An 18784-nucleotide genomic window follows, 5' to 3' on the forward strand; every position below is an offset into this window, starting at 1 on the left:
TCCCATTCCGAACCCGGAAGCTAAGGCCACCTGCGCCGATGGTACTGCACTCGACAGGGTGTGGGAGAGTAGGACACCGCCGGACAATCATTCACGAAAGCCCTCTGACTACGGTCAGGGGGCTTTCGTCGTTTCCGGGGGTAGTTCCGGGCACGAAACAGAACCGACCAGCGAATGTTTCGGATTCGGCAACGGCGGAAGCGCTTGTCCGTCACCATGATGCGACGTCGCTCTGGAGGTTGTCGCATGGACCGGCTCGCTCATCAAGTTCTCCGTCGCGGCGCTGCCGCGCTCGTGCTCCCCGCCGCCCTCATCGGGGCGGTCCTCACCGCCGCACCGGTAGTCGCCGAACCGAAACCCGACCCGCTCGCGGGCATCACCGACCGGGTCACCGCCGACATGCTCGGCGCCGCGAATTCCCTTGCGGGGGTGGCGGGAATCGACCTGCCCGAAACCTACGGCCCCGAGACGGCGATCGTCGTACTCGGCTACGGCCTGCAACCCGACGGCACCATGCGTGCCGAGTTGAGCAACCGGCTGCACGCCGCGCTTGTTCAGGCGTACATGTCACCCGCCTCGCCGGTGATCGTCACCGGCGGCAATCCGCGCAACGGGGTCACCGAGGCGCAGGTGATGGCCGACTGGCTGAATGCTCGGGGAGTAGCCAGGCACCGGCTGCACGCCGAAACCGAAGCCGGTTCCACCGTGCAGAACGCGAAATTCTCGGCACAGCTCATGGCGGCACTCGGCGTGCACAAGGCGGTACTCATCACTTCGGCCGACCATATGCGCCGGGCGCTGGAGAACTTTCTGGCAGCCGGGGTGCCGGTCGTCGCGACGATGACGCCGGACGTGGCGCCGCTGTGGGCGCAGCCCTACGGTGCGGACAAATGAACCGAACCGCGCCGATGTCGGTGCCGGAGTTTACGATCATCGAATGCCGCCGGGGCGCGGCACGGAAAGACAGGGGTTGATCGGCGATGGACAGGCCTGCCTGGGCACCGGACGGTGTCGATATGCAGCAACCGAGCCCGGCTCGGATGTACGACGCACTACTCGGTGGCTCGCACAATTTCGCGGTCGACCGGATGGCTGCCGAAATGGGAACCAAGTTGGTGCCGGATCTGCCGCGCTTGGCGCTGAGCAACCGTGCGTTCCTGCGGCGGGCGGTCCGCTTCATGCTCGACGCGGGCATCCGCCAGTTCCTCGACATCGGCTCCGGAATCCCCACCGCGGGCAATGTGCACGAGATCGTGCACGAACTCGACCCGCAGGCCCGCGTGCTCTATGTCGACATCGATCCGGTGGCCGTCATGCATTCGCGCACGATCCTGCACGGGAACGAGCGGGCGGGCGCGATCGAGGCCGACCTGCGCAAGACCGACGACCTGCTGGCCGCCGTCCGGGAGACCGGGCTGATCGACTTCGCGGAGCCGGTCGGACTGCTGCTGATCGCGGTGCTGCATCTGGTGTCCGACGACGACGATCCGGCGGGGAAGGTGGGCGCGCTACGCGAGGTGCTCGCGCCGGGCAGTCTCGTCGCCATCTCCCACCTGACCTCGGAATTGCGGCCGGAGGACGCGGGTAAACTGAGCGCCAACGCGGCGAACGAGAACCGGGTCGGTATCCATTTCCGGCCCAAGGACGCGATCGTCGCCATGTTCGATGGTTGGGATCTGGAGTCGCCGGGCGTGGTAGAACTGCCGGCGTGGCGACCTGAGTCGGAGCGAGATCAGCACGAGAAGCCCGGGCGTTCGCTCGGTCTCGGTGGGGTCGCGCGCAAGGGCTGAGCCCGTCGTCACGGCGGTGCGAGAGACGACGACAGGGGCGGATGAACGGTGGGGTCATGGGAGCTGGCGCAGCGGTGGGCTGACGCGCTCGACGGTGTGGTCGCTCCCACCCTCACCCGCTCCCAGATCGAGGACATGCTCGCCGCCCTCTGCACAGGTCTCATCGATGCCGCGCGCGGTGGTGAAGACCCCGATGTGGCCCGGCAGGCGGCGCGCATGCTGGTCGCGGTGAACTACCGCGACCCGGCCGCGGTGAGCCGCACGGTTCCGGTGCTGTGCACCGACCTCGTCGAGCACGCCGCCGCCGGCTCCGACGATCCCGCACTACCCGAAATACGCAGTCGGGCAGTCGCTTTGGCGGCCGACTTCGCGGCCGGTTTCACCGCCGCGCTGCGGGCGGCGGCACTGGCCGAACAGGAACAGACGCTGGCCGCGGTGCTCTCGGCCGCGCAGGAGGCCGAGGACCGCCGCGCCCTGTCGGAGGCCCGTTTCGAGGCCGTTTTCGACGGTGCGCTGGTCGGCATCGGCACCGTCGACATGACCGGCAGCGTGGTGAACTGCAACCTGACCCTGGCCGAAATGCTCGGACAGACCCCCGAGTCGATGGTCGGACGCACCGTCGCCGACATCCTCGGCCCGGCGAACCTCAACGATGCCTTCATCGAACTGCAGCGGATGGTCGCGGGGGAGTCGGAGAGCTTCCGGACCGAGACCGAACACATTCGCGACGACGGTCGGGTCACCTCGATCGATCTGTCGATGTCGGCGGTTCGTGACGCCGAGGGCGCGATCCGGTTCCTGGTCGGCGTCGCGGTCGACGTCACCGAGCGCAAGCAGCTGGCCGACCGGCTGTGGCACGACGCCAACCACGACGCGCTCACCGGCCTGCCGAACCGGTCGCACCTGTTCAGCCGCCTCGCGGGTGCCGAACCACCGGTCGGCGTGTGCTATCTGGACCTCGACGGCTTCAAGGAGATCAACGACCTGTGGGGCCACACCATCGGTGACCGAGTGCTGCGGGTGGTCGGCGACCGGCTGCGCGACACCCTCGGCCCCCGCTCGGCGCTGCCTGCGCGTATCGGTGGCGACGAATTCCTCGTGCTCGTCGAAAAGTGTTCGGGTGAACAGGCATTGACGGAGCTGGCCGACGAGCTTATGGCGGCGTTGTCGGCGCCGCTCGAGGTGGACGGGCACATGCTCGCCGTTGGCGTGAGCATCGGCACCGCCTTCTTCGAACAGCCACCGGCCGCCGCCGACGAACTGCTCCAGGCCGCCGACGCCGCGATGTACCGGAACAAACACCATGCGCGAGCGGCGATCCGGCCACAGGTGCACCGGTCGCCGCCCGCGCTCGATCAGACCAGCTGACGTTGCTTCGCGCGCGCGAGTGAACGATCGCGCTGTTCCTCGAAGCGCACCACGTCCTGGCGCAAGCGGTCGAGGAAGGCGGCCAGATCTTCGCGCGCCTTCTCACCCCGCGGACCGAAATCGGTGCGCTCGAAGATGTTCCATTTGCGCAGCACCGGCAGCAGGACTTCCTCGAGGTGCTGGCGCAGATCGTAGATGCCGTGCTTGGCCATCAGCACACCGTTGCGGCGCCACCCGGGCATGCCCGCGCCCGGCATCTGGAATCCGGCCACGATGGTCGCGATCGCCTCCATGGTCTGGTCGGGTGCCAGGTCGAGGGCGGCCGCGCACAGGTTGCGGTAGAAGATCATGTGCAGGTTCTCGTCGGCGGCGATGCGGGCGAGCATGCGGTCGGCGATCGGATCGTCACAGACACGGCCGGTGTTGCGGTGGCTCACCCGGGTGGCCAGTTCCTGGAACGTCACATAAGCCACCGAGTACAGGAGACCGGCGCCGGAGGTGTCGCGCACATCGAAGGCACCGGCCTTCTCGTCGACCACCGACATGGCCGAGTAGCCGTTGGTCATGTGGATCATCCGCGCGTTCTCGAGTGCCACCGGGTCGACGCCGCGCGTCACGACCAGATAGTCACGCATCACGATGCCGTGCCGGTTCTCCTCGGCGGTCCAGCGACCCACCCAGGTACCCCAGGCGCCGTCCTGGGAGAAGTTCTCGGCGATCTCCCGGTGATAGGACGGCAGGTTGTCCTCGGTGAGCAGGTTGGTGATCATCGCCGCCTTGGCGACCTCGTTCAGCGCCGATTGCTCGGGCGCCCAGTCGATTCCGCCCATCGATGCGAAATTGCGGCCCTGCTCCCACGGCACGTAGTCGTGCGGGTGCCAGTCCTTGGCCATCGATAGATGACGATCGACATTGCGCGCCGCAACATCTTCCAATTCGATCAGCAGTTCCAGCTGGGTGAGGTTCCTGGCCACGCTCGTGCCCTTTCGCTGCAGGGAAAAGCAAGAGTCGGTAATGTTGCCGGTCGTCGCCGAGAATAGACCCGGCACAAGGCACCTGGCGAAACGCGGTGCCATTCTCTACGCTTCACCAGTTCAGCTCCATCAGCGGTTCCCGTTCAGTCGTGGCATAGCTAGAGAGAGTGAGCGAAGAATTATGACGGACATCGTGGTCACGAGCCTTGCGGCGACCACGTCGATCGCGGGCGACGTCGACTCGACCTGGAAAGGTCTGCTCAACGGCGAGAGCGGGATCGACGTCCTGGAGGACTCCTTCATCGACGACTTCGACCTTCCGGTGCGGATCGGTGGTCACCTGAAGGTGTCGCCGGCGGCCTCGCTCACCCGCGAGGAGGCGCGCCGGCTGTCCTACGTCGAGCAGATGGCTGTGGCGCTCGGCCGTGAGGTCTGGCGTAACGCGGGCAGCCCCGAGGTCGACCTGGATCGGCTCGGCGTCTCCATCGGCACCGGGCTCGGCGGCGCCGAATCCCTGCTGTACGCGCGGGACAAGCTGTCCAACGGCGGCTACCGCAAGGTGTCGCCGCAGACCGTCGCGGCCATGATGCCCAACGGCGCCGCCGCGTGTGTCGGCGTCGAATTGGGTGCGCGCGCAGGCGTTTCCACGCCCGTTTCGGCGTGTTCGTCGGGTTCGGAGGCCATCGCCAACGCGTGGCGGATGATCGTGATGGGCGATGCCGACATGGTGGTGACCGGCGGGGTGGAAGGCTGCATCCAGGCGGTGCCGATCGCGGCATTCACCCAGATGCGTGCCATGAGCACCCGCAATGACGACCCCAAGGGTGCCTCGCGTCCGTTCGACGTCGACCGCGACGGCTTCGTCTTCGGCGAGGCCGGGGCGATGATGGTGATCGAGACCGAGGCCCATGCCAAGGCGCGCGGGGCGACGATCCACGCGCGCCTGCTCGGTGCGGGAGTCACCTCCGACGGCTTCCACCTGGTCGCGCCCGACCCCGACGGCACCGGTGCGGCCCGGGCGATGACGCGGGCCATGCAGACGGGCGGCATCAGCCGCACCGACGTCACCCACATCAACGCCCACGCCACCGCCACCCCCATCGGCGACACCGCCGAGGCCAACGCGATCGGCAAGGCCATCGGGTCGCATGCCTCGGTGTACGCGCCGAAGTCGGCGCTCGGGCATTCGATCGGCGCGGTGGGTGCGCTGGAATCGGTGATCACCGTGCTCAGCGTGCGCGACAGCATCGTCCCGCCCACATTGAACCTGGAGAACCAGGACCCCGCGATCGACCTCGACGTGGTCTCGGGTCAGGCGCGGCCGGGCCGCATCGATTACGCGGTGAACAACTCGTTCGGCTTCGGCGGGCACAACGTGGCCCTGGCCTTCGGGCGGTTCTGATGATCGGCGAGACACTCGACGACTACCTCGACGAGCAGGGCGCCATCCGCATTCCTGGTAACCAGACGCTCATCGATTTCGTCGACAAGCACAGCGAGGCCAACGGCGACGAGCTGGCCTACCGGTTCATCGACTACTCGCGCGAACGCGACGGCGAGTACCAGGAGCTCACCTGGCGTGAGTTCGGGGTGCGGTTGCGGGCGGTTGCGGCGCGCTTGCAGCAGGTCACCGAGCCGGGTGACCGGGTGGCGGTTCTGGCGCCGCAGGGGCTCGACTACGTGGTGGCGCTGTTCGCGGCGGTGTACGCGGGCAATGTCGCGGTGCCGCTGTTCGATCCGGAGGAACAGGGGCACAGCGACCGGTTGCACGCGGTGCTCGGCGACTGCGAGCCGGCCGCGGTGCTCACCGTCACCGGTTCGGCGGCGGGGGTACGCAACTTCTTCCGTGAACAGCCGAACACGCGCAGGCCGAGGATCATCGCGGTGGAGGCGATTCCCGACGCTGTGGGGTCGCGTTGGCGCAGGCCCGACATCTCGATCGACAGCGTGGCCTACCTGCAGTACACCTCCGGCTCCACCCGGGTGCCCGCCGGTGTGGAGATCACCCACCGCTCGGTCGGCACCAATTTGCTGCAGATGATCGACGCCATCGGCATCACCGAGAACGCGCGTGGTGTCACCTGGCTGCCGCTGTTCCACGACATGGGTCTGCTCACGGTGATCCTGCCGACCATCGGCGGCAAGTTCATCACCATCATGTCGCCGAGCGCATTCGTCCGCAGGCCCTCACGCTGGATCAAGGAACTCGCCGCGCAGGCCGACGGGGCCGAGATCTACTCGGCCGCACCGAACTTCGCGTTCGAGCACGCGGCGGTACGCGGGTTGCCCAAGGGCGACGAGACGCTCGACCTGTCGAACGTGATCGGGCTCATCAACGGCAGCGAACCGGTGTCGGTGGCCTCGATGCGCAAGTTCAACGAGGCGTTCGCGCCGTTCGGGCTGTCCAAGACCGCGATCAAGCCCTGCTACGGGATGGCCGAGGCGACGCTGTTCGTGTCGGCGACCCGCCGCGAGGACGAGGCGCGGGTGGTCTATGTGGACCGGGGCAAGCTCAATGCCGGGCGCATGGTCGAGGTCGACGAGCATGCCGCGCAGGCGGTGGCGCAGGTGTCGTGCGGGTATGTCGCCAGGTCGCAGTGGGCCGTGATCGTCGATCCGGAGACGGGCATCGAGCGGCGCGACGGCGAGGTCGGTGAGATCTGGTTGCACGGCGACAATATGGGCATCGGGTACTGGGGGCGGCCGGAGGAGACCGCGCAGACCTTCCACAACCGGGTGACCCGCAATCCGACCGGCAGCCGGGCCGAGGGCGCGCCGGAGGACGCGACCTGGATGCGCACCGGCGACTTCGGTGCCTACTACGACGGGGAACTGTTCATCACCGGCCGGGTGAAGGACCTCGTCATCGTCGACGGACGTAATCACTACCCGCAGGACCTCGAGTATTCGGCGCAGGAAGCGAGCAACGCGCTGCGGCCGGGCTTCATCGCGGCGTTCTCGGTTCCGGCCGGAGAATTGCCCGCGCCGGTGCGGGTGGCCGACGCCGACGACATCGCCGAACACTTGGTGCTGGTGGCCGAAAGAGGTTCGGGGGCGGCGAAACTCGATCCGCAGCCGATCATCGACACGGTGCGTGCGGCGATCTCGCGCAGGCACGGTGTGACGGTGCGTGATGTGCTGCTGGTGCCTGCCGGTTCGATTCCGCGGACATCGAGCGGCAAGATCGCTCGGCGCGCGTGCCGGGCGGCGTACCTCGACGGGACGCTGCGTGGGGGTTACCGGCAGCAGGACTATCCGGACGCTCCGGTCGACTGACGTCATCGAACGGCTCGGCCGCTGGGTAACTGGTGGCCGAGCCGTTTGTCGTAAGCCGTTAAGCGCTCAGTTCACGCAGGGGATCGTGTCGCCGATATTGGTGGTGAGTGGTTTCCCGGCGTCCGGCAGGGGCTGTCCGGCGACGCTGGTTGTCGTGGTGACGGGGCGGGTGGTGGTGGTCGGGCTGAGTTCGGCCGGGGGAGTGAAGTCGGTGCCGAGGATGACGCGCACGTGGCCGTCCTCCACCCAGGGTGACGCGGAAACCGGTAGCCCACCGAGGATTTCGGCGACAGCACGAGCGTCATGGATGGCGCCGGGGCCGTAGGTGACCGCCGAATAGGGTTCGTCGTTGCCGTCACCGCCGCCGACCTCGCCCTCGCCGTAGCCGCGCGCGGTCAGCATCTTCGACACCAGGGCCGCCTGCCCGGTCGTCGAGCCGACATTGTGCACGTCCACCACGGCATCGGGATTCGCCGCCGTCACAGTGGTTGTCGGGGCCTGCTGACCGAAAGCGGCACGTACCTCGCGTTTGATGGCCGCCGGGTCGACGATATTGACGTCCTGACCGTCGATCACGTCGTAGCGCAGCACCGGCAGGGTGCGGAACTCGACCGGGATGCTGCCCGCCGCACCGAGATCGCGGACGAATTCGAACAGGTCCCAGCCCTGCGACAGCACGATGTCGCGGTGCGCGGCATCCATCAGGGCGGACAGCTTACTCAGATCGGTGAGCGTGCCGGAGTCCTTGAGCGACTTGGCAACCGAGGTGAGGAAGGCCTGCTGACGGTGGGTGCGGTCGAGGTCGCCGTTGGGCAGACCGTGGCGCTGGCGCACGAACGCGAGGGCCTGGGACGCGTCGAGATGCTGACGGCCCGCCGGGAACACCGCGCCGGAGAACTCGCTGTCGTCGACGGCGTTGGTCAGGCACACATCGACGCCGCCCACCGCGTCGGCCAGGTCGTAGAACCCGGCGAGCGAGATCTCGGCGAACCGATCGATCGGCACCCCGACCAGGTTGCGCACCGTGGTGACGATGGATTCGCGGCCCGCCTCCCGGCTGCGGCGCTCGAGTTCCACCGGGTCGTCGACGCCCTGCTCCATCAGTTTCGCCTGCACCACAGCCTTTTTCAGGCCGTACGCTTCTTTGATCTTGATGCGCGAGTAGCCGGGGATGCCGGTGACCGCCACATAGTTGTCGCGGGGGATGGAGAAGGCGACGATCTTGCTCATATCGGCTGGAATGTGCAGCAGGATCAGTGAATTGGCGTTGTAACCGCCTTCGCTGCCGTCACCGGCGTGCAGCTGATCGAGGATCGCTTTCGGCAGGTCCTTGCCGTCGAGGTCCTTGCGGGTGTCCAGGCCGATCAGCAGGACGTTGACCGCGCCGTCGAGCGAGCGCGGCGCGTCGTCGCCCAGCGCGTCCGAGTGTAGGAAACCGGCATCGAAACCGTTCTTCGCCGACCAGGCGAGGCCGGTACCCGCCAGCACCGCGAGCGCGGCGGCGGCGACGACCATCCTGGTGACGATCGAGCCGATGCGGCGCAACCGGGCATGGCCGGTCGACCGGGGGACGGGTGGGGCGCCGATACGCCTGGGTGGCTCCCGGCGCGGCCAGGGCGCCGGTGGTTCATCGATCCGGTTCACCTCAGGGCACTACCCGCCAGCCACTGGTCCCAGGGCACGCTCCAGTCACCGTTCTGCCACACTTCGAGCGGTGCGCCGCCGGTATTGCGGATCTCCACCACATCGCCGGGCTGGGAGAACTCGTAGAACCAGCGTGCGTTCTCCCCGCTGAGGTTGAGGCAGCCGTGCGAGACGTTGGTGTTGCCCTGCGCCCAGATGGTGTCGTCGAGTTGGTGCAGGTAGATGCCGTCGGTGCTGATCCTGGTCGCCCAGCCGATGGTCTCTTTGTAGCCGAGGCGCGAGTTCACGGGCAGACCGTAGGTGGAGGAGTCCATGACGACCGGGTTGGCCTTGTCCATCACGGTGTACACGCCGGGTTGGGTCCAGAAGGAGATCGTCTTGCCCGCGACTACTTCGCTGCCGCCGCGACCCATCGAGGTCGGCATGGTGCGCACGAGCGTGCCGTTCTCGTAGACCTGCACCTGTTTGGTCGTGTCGTCGACGATCGAGACGTGGGAGGGGCCGATGGTGAAGGTGGTCTTCGTGTCCTCCTGGCCGTAGAGGCCGCCGCCGAGGTCCTTGCCGTAGATGTCGGCGGCGAGCGTCACGCGGGTGCCCGGCTCGTAGTAGTTCTGCGGGCGCCAGTGGGCGTTGCGGTCGTCGAGCCAGTACCAGGAGCCGGTGACGGGCGGGTCGGTGGTGACCGACAGGTGCCGTTCGGCGGTGGCGCGATCCGGCACGTTCTCGTCGAAATGGGCGACGACGACCGTGCCGACGCCAAAGGTCCCCTGCGGTGAGAGGGCCGTGCCGCCCGTGGTGCGGAAATACACCTTGGTCTGGTTGTTGGGGGCCAGCGTGGTGAACGTCGAGGTGGTCGGCTCGGTGCCGCGATCGGTCGCGGCGGTGATCGTGTAGGTGCGGCCGTAGCCGAGGGGTTCGGTCGGCTTCCACGCGGTGCGGTCGGGGGTGAAGACGCCCTCGACCTCGTTGCCCTGCTCATTGGTCATCGTGACCGAGGTGAGCGTGCCTTCGCTGGTGCTGACCCGGACCGGGGCCAGCGGGTCGATCTCGGTGGCGCCCGACTCGGGCGACACCGAGACGACGGCCTCGGGCGGGGCCTCGGTCGACGACCCGGAGTCGGTGGTCGAGCCGCCGCAGGCCGCGACCAGCAGCAGCACGAGCACGGCGGCCAGCGCGGCCGAACAACGTAGTCGGATCATCTGCCCCTCCCTCGGTCCGGTTCCGCTCAGCTCTGCAGGCCGACCTCGATGTCGAGGGACAGGTTGATCTTGTCGCCGATCACCGCGCCGCCGTCGGCCATCGGCATGTCGATGGTGAGGCCGAAATCGCGGCGGTTCACGGTGGCGGTCGCGGTGAAACCGGCGACCGGCGCGTCGGCCATGCCCGGGCCGGTACCGAGGAACTCCACGTCGAGGGTGACCGGGTGGGTGATGCCACGCACGGTGAAATCACCGGTGACGCTGAATTCGGTGCTCAGGGCCTTGAATCCGGTGGCCTTGAAGGTGGCCGTCGGATAGTTGGCGGCGTCGAAGAAGTCGGCGGTGGCCAGGTGGGCGTCACGCTGGGGGTTGTCGGTGGTGAGCGAGGCGACCTGGATCTCGGCTTCGGTGTCGGCGGTGCCGTCGTCGTGGACGACGAGGGTGCCGGAGAAGTCGGTGAACCGGCCGCGCACCTTGCTCACCATGAGGTGACGAACCGAGAATTGGAGGCTGGAGTGGGCGGGGTCGATGACCCAGGTTCCCGCGGCCAGTCCCTTGGCAGGTGCCGACATGATCTCTCCTCACTTGACGATCCGGCCGAGGGACGGCCGACGGGGTGTGAAGCGATAACGAACCCAGCCTAGCCCGGCGGAGAGTATCGGTCAGCTATCGCTGCTCGTCCGTTCGCCGAGGAATCGCAGCAGCGCGGGGTCGGCGGAGGTGAACCGGTCGACCTCCTGGCCGCCGGTGCATTCGAACAAACCGATGGTGACGCTGTCGGCGCGCCGGGCGAGCACCCGCCAGATCGCGCCCGAATCAGCCCAGCGACGCAGGGTTTCGACCGGGTCGGTGCTCATACCCGTTCACGATAGTTGGCCGCGACCAGCGCGAGGCAGGCCGCGGCGATCACCGCGGTCACCAGATACATGGCGGGATAACCGAAGCCGAAGCTGCCGTGCAGCGCCGACAGGATCGCGGGCACACCGAAACCGAGGTAGCTCACCGAATAGAACACCGCGTTGAGCCCGGCCAGGTCACCGGGGCCCGCGATCCGCTCGATCTGCTGCAGTCCCGCGACCAGGCCGATGCCGTAACCGCTGCCGAGAACGACGGCGGTGAGCAGCGTCGCGCCGATGGTGAGGGTCGACGCGGTCCACGCCGCGAGCAGCATGCCGGCGGTGAGCAGCACGAGCGCGAGTACCGCGGCGCGAGCGGTGCCGGGCCGGTCGATGCGGCGCGCGACCGATTGAATGGTGAAACCGCAGCCGAGCGTGACCATGGTGACCAGGGCCGAGAACGCGATCGGGGCCTCGCCGACCTGCCCGAGCATGAGCGTGGGCAGCACGGCGTAGGCGGTGGCGTTGGCGGTGAACAACCACAGGGCCACGGGCACCGCGACCCGCAGGAAGCGGCGGTGACCTGCGGCGGGGATCTTCAGATCGTCGAGCAGCCGGCCCGGATGTGTCTGTCGGCGCACGGTTTCCGGCGCTCGCACCAGCCAGGCTGTGGCCAGGACACACAGCGCCACATTGACCAGATACGCGGTGGAATCGGGCAGCGGACCCCACTGCGCGAGCACACCCGCCACACCCGCGCCGAGGGCGAAACCGGCGGTCAAGCTCATCGCCGAGCGCCGGGCGCCGACGCCCGGCCCGGACAATTCCTTGAGCCAGCTGCCGCCGACGGCCATCGCCAACCCGAGCGCGACACCGCACAGCATCCGCCCGGCCGCGAGCATCGGCACCGACGACGCCCCCGCCGCCAGCAACAGCGAACCGGCCGCGGCGATGAGCGGGGCGGGCAGCATGAGCGGGCGCCTGCCGAATCGGTCCGACAGCGGACCGCCGATGAGCAGGGCGGGCACGATGCCGAGCACGTAGTAGAAGAGCAGCAGATCGACGGCCGTGGCGGCCAGCCCGTGCCCCTTGTACATCACCAGCAACGGGGTGAACTCGTTGCCGCCCCAGGCGATCGCCACCACGGCGGCCGAGACCGCCTGCCAGGCGCGGGTCGCCGGGACAGCACGGGGCCGCTCGCTGGTGAGAATCGCCATCACAGGCCCTTTCCGTCGTGCGCGCACCGGGGAAACGCGCACGGGCGAAATGGTGGCAACCGGTCTCATTTTAGGGACGGGCGCTGGCTGTAATACGGTCGGGTGGTGCGTGAGCTGCGGGTGGGGTGTGCGATGTGGACTCATCCGCAGTGGCCCGCGTCGGCCGAGAAGCTGCGCTCCTACGCCGCGCACTGCGGTGCCGTGGAGGGCAATACCACCTTCTACGCGACCCCCTCGGCGTCGACGGTGCAATCCTGGGCGCGTCAGACCGCGCCGGACTTCCGGTTCGTCCTCAAACCGCCGAGGGCGATCACGCACGAACGCAGGCTCGTCGACGCGCGCGCCGAACTCGCCGCCTTCCTGGACGTGATGGCGCCGCTCGGTTCCCGGGTGCACGCGCTGTGGCTGCAGCTGCCCGCCTCGTTCGGTCCCGGTGATCTCGGCGCGCTCGCCCGGTTCCAGCGTGAGCTGCCCTCGGGGCTGCGCTGCGCCGTCGAGGTGCGGCACCCGGCCTTCTTCACCGACGACCACGCCGCCGTGCAGCTGGAACGGGTGCTCGGGCGAATCGGCGCCGAATGGGTGCCCTTCGATACGACGGTGCTGTTCGACGGGCCGTCGGCCGACGCGGCCGAGGTGGAGGCGCGGGCTAAGAAGCCTCGGGTGCCCAGGCGTACCCGAGCGCTTACCGAGTACCCGATCGTGCGCTATCACGGCCGTTCCGACGAGGAGCGCACGGTGGCCGGGTGGGAGCCCTGGGTGGCGACGGTGGCGCAGTGGTTGCGGGAAGGCCGGTCGCCGACGGTCTTCGTGCACACGCCCGACAATGCGGCCGCACGCGACCTGGCCCGCCGGTTCCACGCCGAGGTCGCCGCGGTGGTTCCCGAACTCCCACCGCAACCCGCGGGCGGGACCGAGGAACCGATGACACTGTTCTGACCAGCCTGTCCGCGTCGATTCCGCGCACACTTGTCGGAGGGTCGTGGCATGCTGTGCGCCAGCACTGGGGAGTGTGTGGGCGGGACTCGAGGGGACAGCCCATGTCTGGGTCGATGGACGGAACGTCGTTGTTGCCCGCGCCGCACTGTGAGCCGCGCTTGGAGCACGGCGGGCGATCGGAAGAGGTTGTGCCGCACCGGGTTATCCGGGCGCGCACGCGGCGGTCCGGGCACGGCACGCCCGCCGGGATCAGGCGCGCGGTACGCGGTACGTGTGTGGCGCAGCCGCCGGTCGTCGAAGCACGCACGGAGACAATGCGATTCGCCGAGCAGGTGCTGCGGTGGGTGCTCGAGGTCCTCGACCGGCGGCGGTCGGTCACGCATCTGCGACCCTTCGCCGATCCGCTGGTGGTGTCGGCGGTCGCCACCATGCTCGCCCAGGATCTGGTTCCCGGAAAGGGATTGGGCGCCGCCAATCTCACGCGTGTCCGGCAGACCTCGGCCGAACCGGGAGCAGCCGAGGTGTTCGCCCTGTATCAGCGGGGCGACCGCACCCTCGCCATCGCCGGACGGATCGAATCGGGCAAGGACACCTGGCGGTTGGTCGCGCTGCGAATGTATTGAAGGAGGCTATTCGGTGCCCGGCCGATGCTGGTCGGCCTGGTCGCGGCCGCTCCCGGGCGCATCGTCGGAGCCATCGGGCAGGCGGCGCGTGCCGTTGGCCACCTCGGCGACGAGATCGTCGTAGCCGCAGGCCAATTCGTGCAACCGCTGCTGGGCGGCGCGCAATTCGGCCTCGGCGCCGCAGGCCAGCGCCCGGTAGGTGAGCGCGGCGAAATGGGCCATGCGATCGACGACGGCGCCGATGCTCTCGGTGTGCATCGGCGCCGTCGTCGGTGGTTTCGGCGAGCGGAGCAGCACCCAGCGGTCGATCTCACAGACCAACCGGGCACGCTCCCAATCGATGTCGCTGGTGTCGCCGGGCATCAGCTGTTCGCGGCGTTCGTGCAGGACCGCCAGTTCGTGCGCGGCCGCGAGCACGGGGTCGGCGGACCCGGTGACCCCGCACACGGCACGCATCATGTCGGCGCGGGCAGGCAGTCCCGGTTCCCTGTCCACGTTTCGCCGCACCGTCCTCGTCCTGTCCGTACCGCTTTCCGAAGAACATTCGTCCCGGTTGCGGATACGGATAGGTCGGACGGTTCGGCCCGCGGCCTACAGGCTGCGCGCGATGATCTCCTTCATGATCTCGTTGGTGCCCGCGTAGATCAGCTGCACGCGGTTGTCCACCCACATGCGCGCGATCGGGTACTCGTTCATGTAGCCGTAGCCACCGAACAGCTGCAGGCAGGTGTCGGCGATCTGCATCGCCTTGTCGGTGCACCACCACTTGGCCATCGCGACGGTGGGGATGTCGAGTTCGCCGCGCAGGTGCTTCTCGATGCAGTCGTCGATGAACACGCGCGCGATGCGGGCCTCGGTGGCGACCTCGGCCAGCTTGAACTTGGTGTTCTGGAAACCGAACACCGGGCGGCCGAACGCCTCGCGCTCCTTGGTGTAGCGCAGCGTGTGCTCGAGCGCGACCTCCATGCCCGCGACCGCACCGTGCGCCACGATCAGGCGCTCCTGGGGCAGCTGCTGCATCAGCTGGACGAAGCCCTGGCCCTCCTGGCTGCCGAGCAGGTTGCTCACCGGCACGCGCACGTCCTCGAAGAACAGCTCGGAGGTGTCCTGGCCCTTCTGGCCGATCTTGTCGAGCACGCGGCCGCGACGGAAGCCCTCGCGGTCGGCCTCGACCAGCACCAGCGAGACACCCGCGGCGCCCTGGGTGGGGTCGGTCTTGGCGACCACGATGATGAGGTCGGCCTGGGCGCCGTTGGTGATGAAGGTCTTGGAGCCGTTGATGACGTACTCGTCGCCGTCGCGGATCGCCTTGGCCTTCACGGCCTGCAGGTCGGAGCCGGTGCCGGGCTCGGTCATGGCGATGGCGCCGACGACCTCACCGGAGGCCATCTTGGGCAGCCACTGCTTCTTCTGCTCCTCGGTGCCGTAGGCGAGCAGGTAGTGGGCGACGATGCCGTTGTGCAGGCTCACGCCCCACGAGGTGTCGACGGCGCGCGCCTGCTCCTCCATCAACACCGCCTCGTGGGCGAAGGTGCCGCCACCGCCGCCGTACTCCTCCGGGATCGACAGACAGAGCAGACCGACTTCGCCCGCCTTGTTCCACAGGTCGCGATCCACATGGTGCTGCTCGCGGTACTTGTCGATATTCGGGACGAGTTCCTTGGCCAGGAAGGCGCGGGCGAGGTCGCGCAGGGCGTCCAGATCCTCGTTCATCCAGCTGGACCGATTGGCGGCCATCGAGTCTCCTTATACGGCTCGGCACAGCACCGGCCTCAGGCGTGACCGGTGGTTACGGATACAGTGTGTACCAATATTGGCGGAGTGACAATAGCGGCTTCGATCGGGGTGGCGAACGGTGTTCGACAACATTTGAGCCGCAGTGAAGTGAAAAGTGGGCTGTTTCGGCCGCAGGTGTGAAATGCGCGTGTCGCTCGCGGCGCGCCGCATTTGGGCAGTGGTGTGGGAGCATCGGTTTCGCGCCGGAGGGTGAATGCACTAAGAATGGCGTGTGCCGTTCACACGTGTGCTCACCTGTCTGCCATCGCGATCCCGGGGCGGTGGTCTGGCATGACCAGCGAATCGCCCCTCGAGGACGACGTCAGCCAGCTCGCCCAGCGCGTCGAACGGGCGCGCGGACGACTCGCCTACCAGTTCGACCCGGCGCTTACCGACGCCCTCTCCGAAGACGAACTGCGCGCCGAACGTGAACTCGCCGAACGCATCCGTGAACAGGATCGCGAACAGCGCTGGAAACACACCCAGGCGATGGCGCAGGCCTCGGACCGCGCAAGGCAGACCACCGAAGCTATCGAGAAGGCCGACATGCGAGATCTGCTGCTCGCCAGGAAGGCGATGGCCGCCCAGCGGCGCGAATCGAGCCCGCACGCCAAACTCGCCTCGCTGTATCGGCACCGGTCCTGGTCACTGAAGGCGCTGGCGGGCGTGGTCGCCGCGGGCATGCTGTGGTCGGCGGTGAACGTGCAGCAGAACATCGCGCCCGGCGGGCCGACGGACCCGCTGTTCTGGTTCAGTTACCTGCTCGAGGCCATGATCAGCGTGTGTCTGATCATCATCATGGTCGGTACCAACAAGGTGGCCGAATGGGGCGTCATCGACAACCGGCGCCAGGTGGCGCTGGCCGAGATGGCGCTGCTCTCGCTCACCGTCACGCTCAACACCTACCCCTATGTGCGTGACGGCCGCTGGTACGACGCCGCCGTGCACGCCGTCGCTCCGGTGATGATCGGTGTCGCGCTGCTCATCCACGACGCGGTGAGTGCCAGGTACGGACTGGCGATCACCCGGGCGACCAGCCAGGTCAGGGACCTGCCCGACCCCGCCGAGAGCATCCTCAACCGCCAGGCCGTCGACGGCGTGCGCCTCACCTACACCCCGCCGATGACCGGAAGCACCCGCATCGAATCGGCACCGCCCGCACCGTCGGTGACCGCACCGATCACCCGCGAACCCGCCTGGACCCCGTCGGAGCCGGTCTCCAACGGCAGGCCGGCCGAGAAGCGCAAGCGTTTCGGCATCGGCAAGCCGTCCTCGGGTGACAAGGCCACAGCGAAGAAGACCGTCGTCGCCGCGCCCGAGCCGGTGAAGGAAACGCCCAAGCCGGCCGAGCAGGTGAAGACCACCGACTCGGTCCCCGCCGCCCGCAAGAGCACGATCTCCGATATCGAGGCCCGCGTCGAAAAGGCCTTCGCCGAAGCCAACTTCGGCTACGAGGCCATCGAACCGACCAGCATCTACGACACCGGCCAGTTCCGCATCGCCGAGAGCCTGGAACAGGAACTCAACGAGATGCGCGAGGCCCGGAGGCAGGCCCGCAAGGAGCGCGCGGGGTCGTAGCCACTCCTTCCACACGCGCAAAACCGCCCTGGTTCCGAGCGAACCAGGGCGGTTTCGTGTGTGTCAGCCGAAGAGGCTGCCGCCGGTGCCCGCTTGCTGGCCGCCGCCGGTGCCGCCGAGGAGGCCGCCGGGTGGGAGTTCGGAGGGCTGGACGATCACGAAGCCGCGGCCGGAGAAGGACAGGGTGCTCGCTTCGCCGGTGCTGCGGCCGATGAGGCGGCCGAGACCGAAGGAGTCGTTGCGTTTGATGCCGGTCTGCAGGCTGGAGGACCAGGCCACGGCGGCGTTGGGGTCGGCGTAGGTGGCCTGGTCGACGGTGAGGACGACCGGGGTGCCGTGGGTGGTGATGGCGATGCGGCCGCGACCGGTGAAGACACAGTTGAAAAGGCCCGCGTTGGAGGCGATTCCGGCTGCGCCCTGTACCCGGCCGATGTCGTAGCGCAGGGTGGAGTCGAAGGCGAGCACGTTGGCGCCGTTGATGGTGAGACCGTCGGAGCCGTCGAGGTCGATGATGTGCACGTCGGCGGCGCTGTTGGCAAGGAACAGGTCGCCGCGCCCGCTCACCTTCATCAGGGGCACGCCTTCGCCGGTGAGGTGCTGCCGGATCGCGCGGCCGATGCCGCCGGAGCCGAGCGCTTCGAATTTCAGGTCACCCTGGTAGGCCACCATCGAGCCGGACCGCGCCATCACCTCCCCGTTCAACCCGACCTTGACCATCTTGCCGCCCTGCTTCTGGATACCGAGGCCGTTGACCTCGGCATGCGAGGGGTCGAACAGGTCGCTGTGCACGGGCGGGACTCCTTGCTGAGAGGCGTACGAGGATTGCGCACCAGGGTGAGCGGGTGGTGGGGAACCAGGCTGACCAGGCGGGGGGTAGGCGGCCGGTCCAGGGGTCGGGCTCTGCCCTGGTGGTGGTGGGTAACCACCCGGTGGTCCGGGCGGTGCGAACTGCCCGGGAGGCATCGGGGCGCCGGGATGCTGCGGTGCACCCTGTGGCGGGTGCGCGGGAAATGCTGTATTCCCCTGGGTCGCGGCGGGTTCCGGTTCATCGTCGAGGTTCACCCCGTAGGCCGAGGCGATGCCCGCGAGGCCGTCGTCGTATCCCTGGCCGATGGCGCGCACCTTCCACGCCCCGCCGCGCCGGTAGATCTCCACGCACACCACACCGCTCTCGGTGGTGAGCCCGGAGACAGGGAACGTGAGGGCGGTCGGCCCGGACTGAATGGTGGCGGTGAGGTTGCCGACGGCGGCGAAGGTCGCGGGTCCGCGTCCGTCGAGGCTTGCCGTGACCACCACCTTGTCCACGTCGGCGGGCAGCGCGGAGGTCTTCACCTGCACGATGTCGGGTCCGCCGTTGCCGTGCCGGTACACCACGCCCGGCCCGGTCGGCTGGTTGAAGAAGACGAAGTCGGCGTCGGAGCGCACCTTGCCCGCGGTGTCGAGCAACAGGGCCGACACGTCGACCGGGGCCGAACAGGCCACGGTGACGGTCAGCTCATCGCCCGGCGCGGGCCGGTTCTCTCCCGGTGCGAGCACGGTCACGACACGGCACCCGAACGCGGGCGGT

General features: G+C 68.3%; 17 protein-coding genes and 1 rRNA gene. 9 read left to right on the forward strand and 9 right to left on the reverse strand.

The window, feature by feature from the left end:
- The 4 genes from rrf to ACWEVR_RS18235 form a co-directional block, all read left to right on the forward strand.
- Positions 1-85: ribosomal RNA gene (gene rrf / locus ACWEVR_RS18220) — 5S ribosomal RNA — on the forward strand; the annotation flags it as partial.
- Between the two features lie 161 nt (positions 86-246).
- Entirely contained in the window at positions 247-894 is a 648-nt protein-coding gene (locus tag ACWEVR_RS18225) for a YdcF family protein (protein WP_452467899.1), read from the forward strand.
- A gap of 86 nt (positions 895-980) precedes the next feature.
- Positions 981-1790 carry an SAM-dependent methyltransferase gene (locus ACWEVR_RS18230; RefSeq protein ID WP_067496887.1) on the forward strand — a complete coding sequence of 270 codons (810 nt, stop codon included), beginning with the start codon at positions 981-983 and terminating at the stop codon, positions 1788-1790.
- 48 nt (positions 1791-1838) lie between these two features.
- A complete protein-coding gene (locus tag ACWEVR_RS18235; protein ID WP_067496892.1) occupies positions 1839-3158 on the forward strand; it encodes a sensor domain-containing diguanylate cyclase in 1320 nt (439 codons plus the stop codon).
- On the opposite strand, the gene ACWEVR_RS18240 is transcribed toward ACWEVR_RS18235, so the two are convergent.
- The gene (locus ACWEVR_RS18240; RefSeq protein WP_452467900.1) at positions 3146-4132 is read right to left on the reverse strand and encodes an acyl-ACP desaturase; all 987 of its coding nucleotides are present in this window, start codon (positions 4130-4132) and stop codon (positions 3146-3148) included. The two genes, ACWEVR_RS18235 and ACWEVR_RS18240, sit on opposite strands and share 13 nt — an antisense overlap.
- Before the next feature lie 181 nt (positions 4133-4313).
- Between ACWEVR_RS18240 and ACWEVR_RS18245 the strand changes: the two genes are divergently transcribed.
- Together ACWEVR_RS18245 and fadD32 are read left to right on the forward strand one after the other, a co-directional pair.
- Positions 4314-5534: a KasA/KasB family beta-ketoacyl-ACP synthase gene (locus ACWEVR_RS18245; protein ID WP_452467901.1), complete on the forward strand. Its 1221-nt coding sequence runs from the start codon at positions 4314-4316 to the stop codon at positions 5532-5534.
- Positions 5534-7408, forward strand: coding sequence for a long-chain-fatty-acid--AMP ligase FadD32 (gene fadD32 / locus ACWEVR_RS18250; RefSeq protein ID WP_452467902.1), 1875 nt, complete (start codon positions 5534-5536; stop codon positions 7406-7408). The genes ACWEVR_RS18245 and fadD32 overlap by 1 nt, the downstream gene beginning before the upstream one ends.
- Before the next feature lie 66 nt (positions 7409-7474).
- On the opposite strand, the gene ACWEVR_RS18255 is transcribed toward fadD32, so the two are convergent.
- The 5 genes from ACWEVR_RS18255 to ACWEVR_RS18275 form a co-directional block, all read right to left on the reverse strand.
- Positions 7475-8923, reverse strand: a complete 1449-nt coding sequence (locus ACWEVR_RS18255; RefSeq protein ID WP_452468078.1) for an LCP family protein — start codon at positions 8921-8923, stop codon at positions 7475-7477.
- Positions 8924-9048: 125 nt separating this feature from the next.
- Positions 9049-10251 carry a L,D-transpeptidase gene (locus tag ACWEVR_RS18260; protein ID WP_452467903.1) on the reverse strand — a complete coding sequence of 401 codons (1203 nt, stop codon included), beginning with the start codon at positions 10249-10251 and terminating at the stop codon, positions 9049-9051.
- A 26-nt stretch (positions 10252-10277) separates the two neighbouring features.
- Complete coding sequence (locus ACWEVR_RS18265) at positions 10278-10823, reverse strand: YceI family protein (protein WP_452467904.1); 546 nt, start codon at positions 10821-10823, stop codon at positions 10278-10280.
- 90 nt (positions 10824-10913) lie between these two features.
- The gene (locus tag ACWEVR_RS18270) at positions 10914-11108 is read right to left on the reverse strand and encodes a hypothetical protein (RefSeq protein ID WP_452467905.1); all 195 of its coding nucleotides are present in this window, start codon (positions 11106-11108) and stop codon (positions 10914-10916) included.
- Entirely contained in the window at positions 11105-12304 is a 1200-nt protein-coding gene (locus ACWEVR_RS18275; protein WP_452467906.1) for an MFS transporter, read from the reverse strand. The genes ACWEVR_RS18270 and ACWEVR_RS18275 overlap by 4 nt, the downstream gene beginning before the upstream one ends.
- A 105-nt stretch (positions 12305-12409) precedes the next feature.
- Here ACWEVR_RS18275 and ACWEVR_RS18280 point away from each other — a divergent pair, with 105 nt between their 5' ends.
- Complete coding sequence (locus ACWEVR_RS18280; protein WP_452467907.1) at positions 12410-13240, forward strand: DUF72 domain-containing protein; 831 nt, start codon at positions 12410-12412, stop codon at positions 13238-13240.
- Between the two features lie 314 nt (positions 13241-13554).
- The gene (locus tag ACWEVR_RS18285; RefSeq protein ID WP_067496918.1) at positions 13555-13863 is read left to right on the forward strand and encodes an Rv3235 family protein; all 309 of its coding nucleotides are present in this window, start codon (positions 13555-13557) and stop codon (positions 13861-13863) included.
- Positions 13864-13869: 6 nt separating this feature from the next.
- Here ACWEVR_RS18285 and ACWEVR_RS18290 read toward each other — a convergent pair whose 3' ends face one another.
- Together ACWEVR_RS18290 and ACWEVR_RS18295 are read right to left on the reverse strand one after the other, a co-directional pair.
- On the reverse strand, positions 13870-14358 hold the full coding sequence (locus ACWEVR_RS18290; protein ID WP_452467908.1) for a DUF4254 domain-containing protein: 489 nt from the start codon (positions 14356-14358) through the stop codon (positions 13870-13872).
- Positions 14359-14454: 96 nt separating this feature from the next.
- Positions 14455-15600: an acyl-CoA dehydrogenase family protein gene (locus tag ACWEVR_RS18295; RefSeq protein ID WP_452467909.1), complete on the reverse strand. Its 1146-nt coding sequence runs from the start codon at positions 15598-15600 to the stop codon at positions 14455-14457.
- 330 nt (positions 15601-15930) lie between these two features.
- On the opposite strand from ACWEVR_RS18295, the gene ACWEVR_RS18300 reads away from it, so the two are divergent.
- Entirely contained in the window at positions 15931-17217 is a 1287-nt protein-coding gene (locus tag ACWEVR_RS18300; protein ID WP_452467910.1) for a hypothetical protein, read from the forward strand.
- Positions 17218-17280: 63 nt separating this feature from the next.
- Here the strand turns inward: ACWEVR_RS18300 and ACWEVR_RS18305 are convergent, their stop codons facing one another.
- Entirely contained in the window at positions 17281-18759 is a 1479-nt protein-coding gene (locus tag ACWEVR_RS18305) for an AIM24 family protein (RefSeq protein WP_452467911.1), read from the reverse strand.
- Positions 18760-18784: the final 25 nt, after the last annotated feature.

The sequence above is a fragment of the Nocardia sp. NPDC003979 genome, from assembly GCF_053605015.1.

What these genes read in the sequence shown, in the direction of transcription:
- ACWEVR_RS18270 (WP_452467905.1), bottom strand. Translation starts at nt 11,108, where the DNA reads ATGAGCACCGACCCGGTCGAAACCCTGCGTCGCTGGGCTGATTCGGGC.
- ACWEVR_RS18265 (WP_452467904.1), bottom strand. Translation starts at nt 10,823, where the DNA reads ATGTCGGCACCTGCCAAGGGACTGGCCGCGGGAACCTGGGTCATCGAC.
- ACWEVR_RS18300 (WP_452467910.1), top strand. Translation starts at nt 15,931, where the DNA reads ATGACCAGCGAATCGCCCCTCGAGGACGACGTCAGCCAGCTCGCCCAG.
- ACWEVR_RS18295 (WP_452467909.1), bottom strand. Translation starts at nt 15,600, where the DNA reads ATGGCCGCCAATCGGTCCAGCTGGATGAACGAGGATCTGGACGCCCTG.
- ACWEVR_RS18245 (WP_452467901.1), top strand. Translation starts at nt 4,314, where the DNA reads ATGACGGACATCGTGGTCACGAGCCTTGCGGCGACCACGTCGATCGCG.
- ACWEVR_RS18275 (WP_452467906.1), bottom strand. Translation starts at nt 12,304, where the DNA reads ATGGCGATTCTCACCAGCGAGCGGCCCCGTGCTGTCCCGGCGACCCGC.
- ACWEVR_RS18230 (WP_067496887.1), top strand. Translation starts at nt 981, where the DNA reads ATGGACAGGCCTGCCTGGGCACCGGACGGTGTCGATATGCAGCAACCG.
- ACWEVR_RS18260 (WP_452467903.1), bottom strand. Translation starts at nt 10,251, where the DNA reads ATGATCCGACTACGTTGTTCGGCCGCGCTGGCCGCCGTGCTCGTGCTG.
- fadD32 (WP_452467902.1), top strand. Translation starts at nt 5,534, where the DNA reads ATGATCGGCGAGACACTCGACGACTACCTCGACGAGCAGGGCGCCATC.
- ACWEVR_RS18255 (WP_452468078.1), bottom strand. Translation starts at nt 8,923, where the DNA reads ATGGTCGTCGCCGCCGCCGCGCTCGCGGTGCTGGCGGGTACCGGCCTC.
- ACWEVR_RS18225 (WP_452467899.1), top strand. Translation starts at nt 247, where the DNA reads ATGGACCGGCTCGCTCATCAAGTTCTCCGTCGCGGCGCTGCCGCGCTC.
- ACWEVR_RS18285 (WP_067496918.1), top strand. Translation starts at nt 13,555, where the DNA reads ATGCGATTCGCCGAGCAGGTGCTGCGGTGGGTGCTCGAGGTCCTCGAC.